Below are 12,031 nucleotides of genomic sequence, written 5' to 3' on the forward strand. Positions count from 1 at the left end.
GCCCCGCGATTCACCCGACGGAAGCTGGTGGTGCTTCGCAATGCCAGGATTCATAGTGCTTGCGACCCTATGACCGGCCCGTCGAATGGCTGGCGACAACAATACCGAGGCGAGCCATGAGCAAGACCCTCCACCACCGTGCGTGCCACCTGTGCGAGGCCATCTGCGGCCTGACCATCGAGACCGAGGACGAGCGCATCCTCTCGATCAAGGGCGACGCCCAGGACAGCTTCAGCCGCGGCCATGTCTGTCCCAAGGCGGTGGCTTTGCAGGACATCCAGAATGACCCGGACCGCCTGCGCCAGCCGGTGCGCCGCGTCGGCAACGAGTGGCAGCCGATCGGCTGGGACGAGGCCTTCGAGCTGGTCGCCACGCGCCTGGCAGAGATTCGTTTACGCCATGGCAACGACGCCGTGGCCGTGTACCAGGGCAACCCCAGCGTGCACAACTACGGGCTGATGACCCACAGCAACTACTTCCTTGGCCAGCTGAAGACGCGCAACCGATACTCGGCAACCTCGGTGGACCAGTTGCCGCATCATCTGGTCAGCCAGCAGATGTTCGGCCATGGCCTGCTGATCCCGATTCCCGACATCGACCACACCGACTTCATGCTGATCCTGGGCGGCAACCCGCTGGCTTCCAACGGCAGCATCATGACCGTGCCGGACGTGGAGAAACGCCTGAAGGCGCTGAAGGCGCGCGGCGGCAAGCTGGTGGTGGTCGACCCGCGCCGCACCGAGACGGCGGCAATGGCGGACCAGCACCTGTTCGTCCGCCCAGGCGAAGATGCGGCGCTGCTGCTGGGCATCCTCGACACGCTGCTCAGCGAGGGCCTGACTCGCGAAACCTCGCTGCCGGTGAACGGCCAGGAAGCGGTGCGCCAAGCGCTGGCGCCGTTCAAGGTCGAAGCCATGGCCGTGCGCTGCGGTGTGCCGGCCGACGACATCCGCCAGTTGGCGCGGGCTTTCGCCGCTGCCGACAAGGCCGTCTGCTACGGACGCATGGGTGTTTCCACGCAGGTCTTCGGCAGCTTGTGCCAGTGGCTGGTGCAACTGATCAACCTGGTCACCGGCAACCTCGACCGTGTTGGCGGCACGCTGTGCACCACGCCGGCGGTGGACCTGGTGGCGACCACCGCGGGCGGCGCGTTCAATCGCTGGCAGAGCCGCGTGTCCGGCCTGCCGGAATACGGCGGTGAGCTGCCGGTGGCGGCGCTGGCCGAGGAAATGCTCACCGAGGGGGAAGGGCAGGTGCGCGCGCTGGTGACGGTGGCCGGCAACCCGGTGCTGTCCACACCCAATGGCCGCCGCCTGGAGCAGGCGCTGGATGGCCTGGAGTTCATGCTCAGCGTCGATCTGTACATCAACGAGACCACCCGCTACGCCGATCTGATCCTGCCGCCCACCGCGCCGCTGGAGCACGATCACTACGACACCACCTTCAACGTCTTCGCGGTACGCAACGTCACCCGTTTCAACGAGGCGATCCTGCCCAAGCCCGAAGGCGCCCTGCACGACTGGGAAATCTTCGTCGGCCTGGCGAAGGCCTACGCCGCGCGCCAGGGCAGCGAGCTGAAGCCGACCATGGCGCCGGAGCAGATGATCGAGATGGGCCTGCGCTTCGGGCCCTATGGCGATGCTTCCGAGCACAAACTGAATCTCGCACGTCTGCGCGAGCATCCCCACGGGCTGGACCTGGGCCCGCTGCAACCGAACCTGGCGCCGCGCCTGAAGACCGCCAGCCGCAGCATCGAGGCGGCGCCGGAGATATTCCTGGGCGACCTGCGTCGTTTCGCCGACACCCAGTCGCCGGCCATCGATCAACTGCTGCTGATCGGTCGTCGCCACGTGCGCAGCAACAATTCCTGGATGCACAACTATCACCGCCTGGTGAAGGGCAAGCCGCGCCACCAGTTGCTGATGCACCCGCAGGACCTGGCCACGCGCGGGCTGGTGGACGGGCAGAAGGTGCGGGTGCGTTCGCGGGTCGGCAGCATCGAGATCGAAGTGGCTGCCAGCGACGAAGTCATGGCCGGCGTGGTCAGCCTGCCCCACGGCTGGGGCCACGGGCGGCCGGGCGTGCAGCTGTCCATCGCCCGCGAGCAGGGCGGTGCCAGCGCCAACGACCTGACGGATGAACGCCACCTGGATGCGCTCTCCGGCAACACCGCGCTCAACGGCGTGCCGGTGGAGGTCGAGGCGGCCTGACAAGCTGACGCGCGTCACCTGCAAAGCCGAGCGTTGCACTCGGCTTTGCAGTACAATGCGCGGTACCGTGCCGGCCTATGCCCCGAGAGGCGACCGCCGGGTCAGTGTCTGATAGTTAAGCCGAGGAAGTTCATGGATATCATCGATACCATCAAAGAGCAGATCTCCAGCAACCCTGTTCTGCTGTACATGAAGGGTTCGCCGAACGCTCCCCAGTGCGGTTTCTCGTCCCGCGCCGCGCAGGTGCTGATGGCTTGCGGCGAAAAATTCGCCTATGTCGACATCCTGCAGAACCCGGAAATCCGCGCCAACCTGCCCAAGTACGCCAACTGGCCGACCTTCCCGCAACTGTGGGTCGGTGGCGAGCTGGTCGGCGGCAGCGACATCCTGGCCGAGATGTTCGAGAAGGGTGAGCTGCAACCGCTGATCAAGGACGCCGTGAGCAAGGCCAACGCCTGAGTCTTTCGTGCTGTCGCACAAAGCCCCGCCTTGGCGGGGCTTTGTTTTTGGGAAGAAATAAAAGATGACTGAACAGACGCGGGCCAACGCCGCGCGCTGGGCGTGCGGATACTGCTTTGCCATGGGCGGGATGGTCCATGGCAGCGTGATGGGGCGGGTTCCAGCCCTCAAGAGCATGACCGGGGTGGACGAGCAGCAACTGGGCCAGGCCCTGCTGGGCGCGGGCTTCGGCGCGCTGCTGGCATTTGCCTTCGCCGGCGCGCTGGTGCGCCGCCATGGCAGCCGGGCGATCACCGTGATCTCGGGACTGGCGCTGATGGCGACCTTCCCGCTGCTCGGGCTGGCGCAGGACGTCTGGGTGCTGGCGGCGGGCTTCCTCGCCGTCGGCCTGACCTTCGCGACCATGGACGTGGCGATGAACACCCAGGCGGTGGAGGTCGAACGGCGCCTCGGCCGCCCGTGCATCTCCAGTCTGCATGGCATGTACAGCCTGGGTGGTCTGGTCGGTGCTGTGGGAGCGGCGGCTTTCGCCGACCTGGCGCCGATCTGGCACTTCAGCCTGCTGGCGCTGATCGCCGTGGCGATCCTGCCGTTCTTCGCCCGTCATCTGTTCGAGGGCCGCCCGGAGCCCATGGAGGAGGAGGCGCCAGCCCAACGTGGCTGGCGCCTGCCGCCACCGGCGCTGATCGGCCTGGGTCTGCTGACTCTCTGCGCGTTCGTGTCCGAAGGGGCGGTCGCCGACTGGGGCGCCTTGCTGCTGCACCAGGTTCTGGGCGCATCCGAACGCCTGGCAGCATTGGGCTTCGCGGCATTCTCCGCGACCATGGTGCTGGGGCGGCTTTTTGGTGACCGTCTGCGCGTACGCTTCGCCGACGAGGCGCTGGTGCGCAACCTGGCGCTGCTGGCCATCGCGGGCATGTTCCTGGCGCTGTTCAGCCCGTGGGTTGCCGGCGCGATTGCCGGTTTCGCCCTGGTGGGCGCGGGGCTGTCGGTGGTGGTGCCGATCCTGATCGGCGCGGCAGGCAACCGGCCGGGCGTCGAGCCTTCGCGCGGCGTGGCGGCGGTAGCGTCGTTCGGCTATGGCGGCTTGTTGCTGGGCCCGCCGCTGATCGGCTTCCTCGCCGAGCACGTGGGGCTGCGCCTGTCGCTGCTGGTGGTAATCGGGCTTTGCGCTGGCCTGGTGTTCAAGGCCGGGCTGGTGCGGCGTCCGCCGAAGGCGAACGGCTAGAAGGGAAGGGCACCGGCGTCCACAACAGCGCCGGTGCCTTTTGCCTGATCAGTCGTCTTCGTGCATGTGCGACTGCAGGTAGTTTTCCAGACCGACTTTCTGGATCAGGCCCAGCTGGGTTTCCAGGTAGTCGATGTGCTCTTCCTCGGACTCGAGGATGTCCTTGAGCAGGTCGCGGCTGACGTAGTCATGCACGCTTTCGCAATGCACGATGGCGTCGCGCAGGTCCTTGCAGGCCTTGAGTTCCAGGTTCAGGTCGCACTGCAGCATTTCCTGGGTGTTCTCGCCGATCAGCAGCTTGCCCAGGTCCTGCAGGTTGGGCAGCCCTTCGAGGAACAGGATGCGTTCGATGAGCTTGTCGGCGTGCTTCATCTCATCGATGGATTCGTGGTACTCGTGCGCGCCGAGGCGCTTCAGGCCCCAGTCGTTCCACATGCGCGAGTGCAGGAAGTACTGGTTGATGGCGATCAGCTCGTTGCCGAGGATCTTGTTCAGATGCTGGATGACTTTCTTGTCGCCTTTCATGCCGGGGTCCTGCCGTGTGGAGTGGGAGAGATTGAAATTCTCGCCCCCTTATAACCACATGTCAAACATAAGTGCTTGAATTTGTTATAAAAAGGAATATGAATGCGAATGTTTTCATTCCGCATCCCGGCGCTAAATCCCTGAATTTCAGGCATAAAAAAACCGGGCCAGTGCCCGGTTTCTTCGGAATCCCTGCTGAACTGATCAGCGGTATTTTCTCAACCCGCGGCGTAGGCCAGGTTGTAGTTCATGCTCTGGGCGCTTTGCAGTTCGCCGAGGGTATCGCGAACCACCTGTTTGGCCAGGCAAGCGCACTTGCCACATTGAGTGCCAACGCCGGTGCACTCGCGCACTTCGCGGTAATTGCAGGCGCCGTCGTAGATCGCATCGCGGATCTGGGTATCGGTAACACCGTTGCAGAGGCAGACGTACATGGTTGCACTACAGTCGCTGTGGGGTTGTTGGAAGCGATACTAATAGTAATGAGAATGATTGTCAAAAGTTCCCGAGTACGCATCCAGGCAGTCTGACAAATGGTCATCGGGTTCAATGACTTAGGGCGAAAGCACTGTGGTTATTGGGCTGTAGCGCTATCTGCAGGAAACGGCGGAGCCCGGTTGCAGGAGCGAGCTTGCTCGCGAACAGGGCCAGCTATGGCGCCAATCCCGCCTGCCAGGCATCCGAAGGCGCTGGGGTTCGCGAGCAAGCTCGCTGCTACCGGTAAGGCGGGGTGTTGATGTAGACCCAATGAAAAAGCCCCGCAAGTGCGGGGCTTTTTCATGGGGCGTTGAAGCCGATCAGTGATCGTCTTCCATCCAGCCGCCGAACTCCTTCCAGCGGTTGACGATGCCGCAGAACAGCTCGGCGGTCTTCTCGGTGTCGTAACGGGCCGAGTGCGCTTCGCGGTTGTCGAACTCGATGCCGGCGGTCTGGCAGGCTTTCGCCAGGACAGTCTGGCCGTAGGCGAGGCCGGCGAGGGTCGCGGTGTCGAAGCTGGAGAAGGGGTGGAACGGATTGCGCTTCACGCCGCTGCGGTTGACTGCTGCGTTGAGGAAGCCCAGGTCGAAGCTGCTGTTGTGGCCGACCAGGATCGCCCGCTTGCAGCCGTTGGACTTCAGCGACTTGCGGATGCCACGGAAGATCTCGGTCAGTGCCTGTTCTTCCGGCACGGCCATGCGCAGCGGGTGGTCCAGCTTGATGCCGGTGAACTCCAGCGCAGCCTGTTCGATGTTGGCGCCTTCGAAGGGCTCCACACGGAAGAAGTAGGTGTGCTCGGGAAACAGGTAGCCGCTCTCGTCCATGCCGATGGTGACGGCGGCGATTTCCAGCAGGGCGTCGGTGCCGGCGTTGAAGCCGCCGGTCTCGACGTCCACCACGACCGGCAGGTAGCCGCGGAAGCGGCGTGCCATCGGGTGGCGCGGGCCCGGCGGGAAGGAGCCGTCGAGTTCTTCTTCGAAGGTTTCGTTCTCGTCACTCATGCCACGGTCTCCAGCAGGCGCCAGCGCAGTTTCTCGCCGGCACGCAGCGGGACTACATCGAAATCGCCGAACGGCAGGGCCGCCGGGGCTTCCCATTCTTCACGCACCAGGGTGATGCGGTCGCTGTTGCGCGGCAGGCCGTAGAAGTCCGGGCCGTACAGGCTGGCGAAGCCTTCCAGTTTGTCCAGCGCGTTGCGTTGCTCGAAGGCTTCCGCGTAGAGCTCGATGGCGGCGTAGGCGGTGTAGCAGCCGGCGCAACCGCAGGCGGCTTCCTTGGCGTGGCGCGCGTGGGGTGCCGAGTCGGTGCCGAGGAAGAACTTCGGGCTGCCGCTGGTGGCCGCATCCAGCAGGGCTTCCTGGTGGGTGTTGCGCTTGAGGATCGGCAGGCAATAGAAGTGCGGGCGAATGCCGCCCACCAGCATGTGGTTGCGGTTGTACAGCAGGTGGTGCGCGGTGATGGTGGCGCCGACGTTGGCCGGGGCGGCCTTGACGAAGGCGGCGGCATCGCCGGTGGTGATGTGCTCGAAGACCACCTTGAGGGTCGGGAAACGCTCGACCACGCGGGTCAGGTGCTCGTCGATGAAGCGCTTCTCGCGGTCGAACACGTCGACTTCGGCGCGGGTCACCTCGCCGTGCACCAGCAGCGGCAGGCCGACTTCGGCCATGGCTTCGAGCACGTGGAAGATGTTGTCGACGCTGGTCACGCCGGAGTCGGAGTTGGTGGTGGCGCCGGCCGGGTACAGCTTGGCGGCGTGCACGAAGCCCGAGGCCTTGGCGGCGCGGACTTCCTCGGCGCTGGTGCGATCGGTGAGGTACAGCACCATCAGCGGCTCGAAGCGACTGCCGGCCGGACGGGCGGCCAGGATGCGCTGGCGATAGGCGTCGGCTTCGGCGGCGTTGCGTACCGGCGGAACCAGGTTCGGCATGATGATGGCACGGCCGAAGGTGCGGGCGGCGTCGCCGACGGTTTGCGCGAGCGCAGCGCCGTCGCGCAGGTGGATGTGCCAGTCGTCGGGGCGCAGGAGTGTCAGGCGGTCGGACATGCGGATTCCAGGGGTGCGGTTGCAGCGGGAAGAGGGTGAAATGCTACCGGAAAAGCCCGCCGCCGGCACTCGCTATCAAGTTTTGCCGAGGCCGACCGATAGAATCTGGGACGCCTTTTTACCTGTGTGGAAGCCATCGTGCGCCAGCCCTCTCTTCTACTGCTTGCTCTCTGCGCCAGCCTTCCGGCCTGGGGGCTGACCTTCCAGACGCGCATGGAAAGCGCGCAATGGACGGTGGAGGGCGACCAGTTCGAGTGCCGGCTGTCGCAGAGTGTGGCCGGTTTCGGACTGGGCGAGTTCGTCTGGCGCGCTGGCGAGCAGCCGACCTTCCGTCTCAAGCCGCAGACGGGCTGGCTGGGCAGCGGCTCGGCGACCCTGCTGGCGGCCGCGCCGCCGTGGCGGCCGGGGCAGGGCGACCTGAACCTGGGGGCGGTGCAGGTGGGTTCGGGCGATGTTCCTTTCAACAGCACCCAGCAGCAGGCCGGGCGCCTGCTCGGTGGCCTGCTGGAGGGGCGCGCTCCGGAGGTGCGCCACCGCACGCGCACCGGCGAGAACCTGCTGGTACGGCTGATGCCAACGCGTTTCGCTGACGGATACGTAAAGTTTCAGGACTGTTCAACGAAGATGCTCCCGGTGAACTTCGACCAGGTACGCCAGAGCCAGGTCGGCTTCCCGGACGGCGGCACCGAGGTCGACCCGCTGGGCCGCGCCAAGCTGGACATCATCCTGCAGTACATGAAGGCCGACCCGACGGTGAATCGCATCGAACTGGACGGCCACTCCGACAACAGCGGCAACCGCCTGGCCAACCGCGAGGCTTCGCGCCGTCGTGCCGTCGCGGTGATGGAGTACCTCAAGGCCAACGGCGTGGCGGAATCGCAGATCACCGTGCGTTTCTATGGCGAGCGCTATCCGCTGGTGAAGAACAATTCCGCCGCCAACCGGGCGAAGAACCGCCGGGTGACGGTGAACCTGTCCCGCGAGGCGGTCGTCGAGCAGGCGCCCGCCGAAGCCCCAGCAGCCCCCGCGGCATCGGCTCCCAGCCCCGCCAGCGCGCCCGCTCAGGGTGCGCCGGCAGCGCCTGCCGCCAATGCTGCCAACCCGCCCGCCACGCCGCCCGCTACGCCCAAGGGGTAAGCCGCGGCGACAGGTCGCACCGACGATAGTATCTGTCGCTTTGTCGTCAAAAGCTGTCGCCCCTCTGTAAATTATTCCGAGCGGACAGTAGAATCGGTCCCTTTCGTGACAACCCCCGTGGAGTTGAGTGGCATGGCGGACGTGAAGAAGGTAGTCCTGGCGTATTCCGGTGGCCTGGACACCTCGGTAATTCTGAAGTGGCTGCAGGATACCTATAACTGTGAAGTGGTGACCTTCACCGCCGACCTGGGGCAGGGCGAGGAGGTCGAACCGGCCCGCGCCAAGGCCAAGCAGATGGGCGTGAAAGAGGTCTTCATCGAGGACCTGCGAGAAGAGTTCGTCCGCGACTTCGTCTTCCCGATGTTCCGTGCCAACACCGTCTACGAAGGCGAGTACCTGCTGGGTACTTCCATCGCTCGCCCGCTGATCGCCAAGCGCCTGATCGAGATCGCCAACGCCACCGGCGCTGACGCCATCTCCCACGGCGCCACCGGCAAGGGCAACGACCAGGTGCGTTTCGAACTGGGCGCCTATGCGCTCAAGCCGGGCGTGAAGGTGATTGCTCCCTGGCGTGAGTGGGACCTGCTGTCCCGCGAGAAGCTGATGGACTACGCCGAAGCCCACAACATCCCGATCGAGCGCCACGGCAAGAAGAAATCGCCGTACTCCATGGATGCCAACCTGCTGCACATCTCCTATGAAGGCGGCGTGCTGGAAGACACCTGGACCGAGCACGAAGAAGACATGTGGAAGTGGACCGTCTCCCCGGAGAAGGCTCCTGACACCGCTACCTACATCGAGCTGACCTACCGCAAGGGCGACATCGTTGCCATCGACGGCAAGGACATGAGCCCGGCGCAGGTACTGACCGAGCTGAACCGCATCGGCGGCGCCAACGGCATCGGCCGCCTGGACATCGTCGAGAACCGTTACGTCGGCATGAAGTCCCGCGGCTGCTACGAGACCCCCGGCGGCACCATCATGCTCAAGGCGCACCGCGCCATCGAGTCGATCACCCTGGACCGCGAAGTCGCTCACCTGAAGGACGAGCTGATGCCGCGCTACGCCAAGCTGATCTACACCGGCTACTGGTGGAGCCCGGAGCGCGAAATGCTCCAGCAGATGATCGATGCCTCCCAGGAACACGTGAACGGCGTCGTGCGCCTGAAGCTGTACAAGGGCAACGTCATCGTGGTCGGCCGCAAGTCCGACGACTCGCTGTTCGATGCCAACATCGCGACCTTCGAGGAAGATGGCGGCGCCTACAACCAGGCCGATGCCGCTGGCTTCATCAAGCTCAACGCGCTGCGCATGCGTATCGCCGCGAACAAGGGCCGCAAGCTGTTCTAAGCGACCTGTGTAGGAGCGAGCCTGCTCGCGAAGTTTTTGCTTTTTGCGCAGTTCGCGAGCAAGCTCGCTCCTACAGAAAAACAACAATCCCCGGCCACGAGCCGGGGTTTGTGTTTATAAGCCCGCTATCCGGGCACCTGATGAGGAAAGAACCGATGAGACTGCTGCACACCATGCTGCGCGTCGGCGACATGGACAAATCCATCGCCTTCTACACCGAAGTCCTGGGCATGACCCTGCTGCGTCGCAAGGATTATCCGGACGGCCAGTTCACCCTGGCTTTCGTGGGCTACGGCAACGAAGACGACAACAGCGTCATCGAGCTGACCTACAACTGGGGCGTGGACCAGTACGAGCTGGGCACCGGCTACGGCCATATCGCCCTGGAAGTGGCCGACGTCTACAAGGCCTGCGAGGACATCCGCTCCCGTGGCGGCAAGATCACCCGCGAGCCGGGCCCGATGAAGCACGGCACCAGCATCCTGGCCTTCGTCGAAGACCCGGACGGCTACAAGATCGAGCTGCTGAGCCCGCAGCGCAAGGATTGATCCTTCGGCTGTCGTCGAAGCGTCCTCGGAAAACCCCGCCCACGCCGGCGGGGTTTTTCTTTTCCGGCTGTCATCAGAAAGTCACCGCAGCGTTCATACTCAAGGGGCATCGACGTCGGACGCGTCGATTGCGGAAGCAGTTTCCGCCATTCGCTTGTCACAGTCAGAAGGAGCGCGCTGCGGGCCGGAGAATCCCCGCCGCGACGCCCCGGCAATGACGGTCGAATGAACGGCCGCATCGATTTATCGGAAGGCCTCGCGCTTTGGCGCCCGGCTTCCATCGTCAAGGAATACAGCATGTCCCCAAGACCGGTAAACAATGCCTCGGTCAGCCCCAAGGGCAGCCTCGAAACCCTCTCCCAACGTGAAGTCCACCAGCTCAGCGAAGCGGGCTCGGGCAGTACCTACAAGCTCTTCCGCCAGTGTGCCCTGGCCATCCTCAACACCGGCACGCAGATCGACAACGCCAAGCACATCCTCGACGCCTACCGCGACTTCGAGCTGGAAATCCACCAGCAGGACCGCGGCGTGCGCCTGGAACTGTTCAACGCGCCGGCCGACGCCTTCGTCGACGGCGAGATGATCGCCAGCACCCGCGAGATGCTCTTCAGCGCCCTGCGCGACATCGTCTACACCCAGAACGCGCTGAACAGCCGGCGCTTCGGCCTGGACAGCTCGGCCGGCATTACCGACTACGTCTTTCACCTGCTGCGCAACGCCCGTGCCCTGCACGCCGGCGTGGAGCCGAAGATCGTCGTGTGCTGGGGTGGCCACTCCATCAGTACCAACGAGTACAAGTACACCAAGAAGGTCGGCCACGAGCTGGGCCTGCGCAGTCTCGACGTCTGCACCGGCTGCGGCCCGGGCGTGATGAAGGGCCCGATGAAGGGCGCCACCATCGGCCACGCCAAGCAGCGCATCACTGACGGCCGCTATATCGGCCTGACCGAGCCGGGGATCATCGCCGCCGAGGCGCCGAACCCCATCGTCAATGAACTGGTGATCCTGCCGGACATCGAGAAGCGCCTGGAGGCCTTCGTCCGCGTCGGCCACGGCATCATCGTGTTCCCCGGCGGCGTCGGCACGGCGGAGGAGTTCCTCTATCTGCTGGGCATCCTCATGCACCCGGATAACCAGGACATGCCGTTCCCCCTGGTGCTCACCGGCCCGCGCAGTGCGGCGGCCTACATCGAGCAGTTGCATGCCTTCGTTGGTGCGACCCTGGGCGAGGCAGCGCAGCAGCGCTACCGCATCATCATCGATGACCCGGCCGAAGTGGCGCGGGAAATGAGCGAAGGGCTCAAGCGGGTCAAGCAGTTCCGCCGCGAGCGCAACGACGCCTATCACTTCAACTGGCTGCTGAAGATCGACGAGGGCTTCCAGCGTCCCTTCGAGCCGACCCACGAGAACATGGCCGCCCTCGACCTGGGCCGCGACGTGCCGTCCCACGAGCTGGCAGCGAACCTGCGCCGGGCGTTCTCCGGCATCGTCGCGGGCAACGTGAAGGACCGTGGCATCCGCATGATCGAGGAGTTCGGCCCGTACGAGATCCACGGTGACGCGGCCATCATGGAGCCGCTGGATGCGCTGCTGCAGGCCTTCGTCGAGCAGCACCGCATGAAGTTGCCGGGCGGCGCGGCCTACGAGCCCTGCTACCGGGTGGTGCAGCGCGCCGGCGTCGCAGTGTGAGCCTGTAGGCGCGGGCCGAGCCCGCGATCGCGCGCATGGCGCGCTCCTACAAGGAGCAGGAAACAAAAAGCCCCGCCAGGATGCGGGGCTTTTTCATACGGGCTTTACGTTCAGGATCAGGGAAAGGCTTACAGATCGAAATCGTAGTCGGACAGTTGGCGTTGCAGGCGACGCTCTTCCAGGTAGTTGTCGATGATGCGGCGCTTGGTCAGGTTGGTCTTGGCGACCTCTGCCGTGGCTTCTGCGCCGTCATCGCTGTCGTCTGTGCTGACATCGTCCTCGAGTTCGAGGTCTTCTTTGTCGTTTGCCATTCGGTGCACTCCACAACACGGGGTGTGTTGGCGCCCCTTATATCGACAAAGGC

At 64.7% G+C, this 12,031-nt stretch carries 12 protein-coding genes; 7 read left to right on the forward strand and 5 right to left on the reverse strand.

All coding sequences use genetic code 11. From position 1 onward, the window contains the following. Nucleotides 1–116: 116 nt before the first annotated feature. The 3 genes from UB43_RS07670 (at nt 117) to UB43_RS07680 (ending at nt 3,897) form a co-directional block, all read left to right on the forward strand. A complete protein-coding gene (locus UB43_RS07670; RefSeq protein ID WP_045209832.1) occupies nt 117–2,210 on the forward strand; it encodes a molybdopterin oxidoreductase family protein in 2,094 nt (697 codons plus the stop codon). Nucleotides 2,211–2,342: 132 nt separating this feature from the next. Further along, nucleotides 2,343–2,669: a Grx4 family monothiol glutaredoxin gene (gene grxD / locus UB43_RS07675; RefSeq protein ID WP_017521010.1), complete on the forward strand. Its 327-nt coding sequence runs from the start codon at nt 2,343–2,345 to the stop codon at nt 2,667–2,669. A 64-nt stretch (nt 2,670–2,733) separates the two neighbouring features. Next, nucleotides 2,734–3,897, forward strand: coding sequence for an MFS transporter (locus tag UB43_RS07680; RefSeq protein ID WP_045209833.1), 1,164 nt, complete (start codon nt 2,734–2,736; stop codon nt 3,895–3,897). Nucleotides 3,898–3,945: 48 nt separating this feature from the next. On the opposite strand, the gene bfrB is transcribed toward UB43_RS07680, so the two are convergent. From bfrB to pyrC, 4 genes are all read right to left on the reverse strand, one after another. Then, the gene (gene bfrB, locus UB43_RS07685) at nt 3,946–4,422 is read right to left on the reverse strand and encodes a bacterioferritin BfrB (protein WP_017521012.1); all 477 of its coding nucleotides are present in this window, start codon (nt 4,420–4,422) and stop codon (nt 3,946–3,948) included. A gap of 218 nt (nt 4,423–4,640) precedes the next feature. Then, nucleotides 4,641–4,856, reverse strand: a complete 216-nt coding sequence (locus tag UB43_RS07690; protein WP_045209834.1) for a bacterioferritin-associated ferredoxin — start codon at nt 4,854–4,856, stop codon at nt 4,641–4,643. A 363-nt stretch (nt 4,857–5,219) separates the two neighbouring features. Continuing rightward, entirely contained in the window at nt 5,220–5,900 is a 681-nt protein-coding gene (gene rnt / locus UB43_RS07695; protein WP_045209835.1) for a ribonuclease T, read from the reverse strand. Further along, the gene (gene pyrC, locus UB43_RS07700; RefSeq protein ID WP_045209836.1) at nt 5,897–6,943 is read right to left on the reverse strand and encodes a dihydroorotase; all 1,047 of its coding nucleotides are present in this window, start codon (nt 6,941–6,943) and stop codon (nt 5,897–5,899) included. The genes rnt and pyrC overlap by 4 nt, the downstream gene beginning before the upstream one ends. Nucleotides 6,944–7,081: 138 nt before the next feature. On the opposite strand from pyrC, the gene UB43_RS07705 reads away from it, so the two are divergent. The 4 genes from UB43_RS07705 to ppnN all read left to right on the forward strand — a co-directional run bounded on the left by UB43_RS07705 (nt 7,082) and on the right by ppnN (nt 11,667). Continuing rightward, nucleotides 7,082–8,080, forward strand: coding sequence for an OmpA family protein (locus UB43_RS07705; RefSeq protein WP_045210236.1), 999 nt, complete (start codon nt 7,082–7,084; stop codon nt 8,078–8,080). Between the two features lie 132 nt (nt 8,081–8,212). Next, complete coding sequence (locus UB43_RS07710) at nt 8,213–9,430, forward strand: argininosuccinate synthase (protein ID WP_045209837.1); 1,218 nt, start codon at nt 8,213–8,215, stop codon at nt 9,428–9,430. 155 nt (nt 9,431–9,585) lie between these two features. Then, nucleotides 9,586–9,978 carry a lactoylglutathione lyase gene (gene gloA, locus UB43_RS07715; RefSeq protein ID WP_045209838.1) on the forward strand — a complete coding sequence of 131 codons (393 nt, stop codon included), beginning with the start codon at nt 9,586–9,588 and terminating at the stop codon, nt 9,976–9,978. Between the two features lie 297 nt (nt 9,979–10,275). Next, nucleotides 10,276–11,667, forward strand: coding sequence for a nucleotide 5'-monophosphate nucleosidase PpnN (gene ppnN, locus UB43_RS07720; RefSeq protein WP_045210237.1), 1,392 nt, complete (start codon nt 10,276–10,278; stop codon nt 11,665–11,667). A gap of 128 nt (nt 11,668–11,795) precedes the next feature. Here ppnN and UB43_RS07725 read toward each other — a convergent pair whose 3' ends face one another. Beyond that, nucleotides 11,796–11,978: a PA3496 family putative envelope integrity protein gene (locus UB43_RS07725; RefSeq protein ID WP_017521020.1), complete on the reverse strand. Its 183-nt coding sequence runs from the start codon at nt 11,976–11,978 to the stop codon at nt 11,796–11,798. Nucleotides 11,979–12,031: the final 53 nt, after the last annotated feature.

It is taken from the genome of Pseudomonas sp. 21 (assembly GCF_000955805.1).
GTDB lineage: Bacteria > Pseudomonadota > Gammaproteobacteria > Pseudomonadales > Pseudomonadaceae > Pseudomonas.

What these genes read in the sequence shown, in the direction of transcription:
- UB43_RS07670 (WP_045209832.1), top strand. Translation starts at nt 117, where the DNA reads ATGAGCAAGACCCTCCACCACCGTGCGTGCCACCTGTGCGAGGCCATC.
- grxD (WP_017521010.1), top strand. Translation starts at nt 2,343, where the DNA reads ATGGATATCATCGATACCATCAAAGAGCAGATCTCCAGCAACCCTGTT.
- UB43_RS07680 (WP_045209833.1), top strand. Translation starts at nt 2,734, where the DNA reads ATGACTGAACAGACGCGGGCCAACGCCGCGCGCTGGGCGTGCGGATAC.
- bfrB (WP_017521012.1), bottom strand. Translation starts at nt 4,422, where the DNA reads ATGAAAGGCGACAAGAAAGTCATCCAGCATCTGAACAAGATCCTCGGC.
- UB43_RS07690 (WP_045209834.1), bottom strand. Translation starts at nt 4,856, where the DNA reads ATGTACGTCTGCCTCTGCAACGGTGTTACCGATACCCAGATCCGCGAT.
- rnt (WP_045209835.1), bottom strand. Translation starts at nt 5,900, where the DNA reads ATGAGTGACGAGAACGAAACCTTCGAAGAAGAACTCGACGGCTCCTTC.
- pyrC (WP_045209836.1), bottom strand. Translation starts at nt 6,943, where the DNA reads ATGTCCGACCGCCTGACACTCCTGCGCCCCGACGACTGGCACATCCAC.
- UB43_RS07710 (WP_045209837.1), top strand. Translation starts at nt 8,213, where the DNA reads ATGGCGGACGTGAAGAAGGTAGTCCTGGCGTATTCCGGTGGCCTGGAC.
- gloA (WP_045209838.1), top strand. Translation starts at nt 9,586, where the DNA reads ATGAGACTGCTGCACACCATGCTGCGCGTCGGCGACATGGACAAATCC.
- ppnN (WP_045210237.1), top strand. Translation starts at nt 10,276, where the DNA reads ATGTCCCCAAGACCGGTAAACAATGCCTCGGTCAGCCCCAAGGGCAGC.
- UB43_RS07725 (WP_017521020.1), bottom strand. Translation starts at nt 11,978, where the DNA reads ATGGCAAACGACAAAGAAGACCTCGAACTCGAGGACGATGTCAGCACA.